Below are 1,986 nucleotides of genomic sequence, written 5' to 3'. Positions count from 1 at the left end.
AGACGGGGATCTGTGGTATAGCAACAAGAGTATGTTTGTTGCATAACGTCAGCAGTTGGAGAGTCCTATGTCTGATCTGAACGGTGTCATGATGCAGTATTTTCACTGGTACTTGTCTGCTGACGGTAGCCTCTGGACAGAATTAGCGGATAAGTCAGATGAGTTGGCACAAGCAGGGATTACCGCCCTCTGGCTGCCGCCAGCGTACAAAGGGATCGGTGGTGCCGCTGATGTCGGCTATGGCGTGTATGATATGTATGACCTGGGCGAGTTTAACCAGAAAGGCTCGGTACGGACCAAGTACGGCACCAAAGAACAGTATCTGCAGGCTGTGCAGCAACTCCGTAAGTCAGGTGTCCAGGTCTATGCCGATGCCGTACTGAATCATCGCATGGGGGCTGAGCAGGCAGAGCCCTGTCGGGCTACCCCTTACCGTCGGGGGGATCGACTGCATCCCAAAGGCGAGTTGCGGGAGATACTTGCCTATACCGGGTTCAGTTTTCCAGGCCGGGCCGGTGTACATTCCTCATTTCAATGGCACTGGCAGCATTTTGATGCCGTTGATTATGATCACTCAAACCCCGGTGAGCGGGACACGGTCTACCTGCTGGAAGGTAAGAGTTTTGATGACGAGGTCTCGCAGGAGTTTGGCAATTTTGCCTATCTGATGGGCTGTGACCTGGACTGTCAGCATCCTGAAGTGCGAGAAGAACTGGCTCGCTGGGGGCGCTGGTACCTTGATGCCACCGGTGTGGATGGTTTCAGACTGGACGCGATCAAGCATATTGCGGCCTGGTTCTTTCCGGAATGGCTTGATGACCTGGAAAAACATGCCGGTAAAGATCTGTTTGTGGTGGGAGAATACTGGGTTAACAGTCTCTCAACCCTGCTTTGGTACATTGATGACGTGGGCGGAAGGATGGCGGTGTTTGATGTACCACTGCATTATAACTTCCACCGTGCTGGCCGGGCTGGTAACGAGTATGACCTGCGCCGGATTCTTGATGGCAGTGTGATGCAGGCCCGTCCGACCCATGCTGTCACCTTTGTTGAAAATCATGATTCCCAACCGCTTCAGGCCTTGGAATCGGTCGTGGAAGCATGGTTCAAGCCACTGGCCTATGCCTTGATCCTACTGCGCAGGGAAGGCTATCCCTGTCTGTTTTATGCCGATTACTATGGTGCAGAGTATGACGACAAAGGCAAGGACGGTAACCAGTATCATTGTGTGATGCCCTCCCATCGCTTCTTGCTGGATTGTTTTCTGGCAGCCCGTAAAAGGTACGCCTACGGGCCGCAGTATGATTATTTTGATCATCCTGCAGTGATCGGTTGGACCAGGCTTGGGGATGATGAACACCCCGGTGGCATGGCAGTGCTGATGAGTAACGGAGCAGATGGTTTTAAGTGGATGGAGGTGGGGCAGCCGGACACGGCCTATCATGATATCACCGGTCATCAAACGGACGCCGTAATCACTAATGAGCATGGCTGGGGCGAGTTTCGTTGCAAGGGGGGCTCTGTATCGGTCTGGGTAAAGGATGTTTTATAGAATTCATGGTGTGAAAAGGGTGTTATGACACGGCTTGTTCTGACATTTATATTGATTATGCATATGTTTTTATCAGGTTGTTCCGTTGCCCCGGAACTTGCATTAGTGCCTCCTGATGCCGTTGTTCTGGCATTTGGCGATAGTCTGACTGCCGGGACCGGTGCTGCGCCGGAAACCAGCTATCCCGCTGTCTTAAGCCGTTTGATCGGGCGTGCGGTAGTGAATGCCGGGATACCTGGTGAGGTGACATCGGCAGGTTTGGCGAGGCTGGATGAGACATTGGATCGAGAAAAACCGGCTCTGGTGCTTTTGTGTCTTGGCGGTAACGACTGAGCCTCTTGCAAAAGTCTTGAAAGTTGGTTGCCAATGTCAGCCTGTAGTGAAGTTTTCACCAGAGAGCAGCATTAGGCTGGCCCTTTGATCGTTTTCAGCGG

At 52.6% G+C, this 1,986-nt stretch carries 2 protein-coding genes; both read left to right on the top strand.

The features are described 5' to 3' along the window. The first annotated feature begins 67 nt into the window (after positions 1–67). On the top strand, positions 68–1,552 hold the full coding sequence (locus tag OEL57_RS16390) for an alpha-amylase (protein ID WP_300741977.1): 1,485 nt from the start codon (positions 68–70) through the stop codon (positions 1,550–1,552). 24 nt (positions 1,553–1,576) lie between these two features. Continuing rightward, positions 1,577–1,885: a GDSL-type esterase/lipase family protein gene (locus OEL57_RS16385; protein ID WP_300741976.1), complete on the top strand. Its 309-nt coding sequence runs from the start codon at positions 1,577–1,579 to the stop codon at positions 1,883–1,885. Positions 1,886–1,986: the final 101 nt, after the last annotated feature.

Source organism: Trichlorobacter sp. (genome assembly GCF_030247655.1).
Lineage (GTDB): Bacteria > Desulfobacterota > Desulfuromonadia > Geobacterales > Pseudopelobacteraceae > Trichlorobacter.
This window is presented reverse-complemented; position numbering and strand designations above follow the sequence as displayed.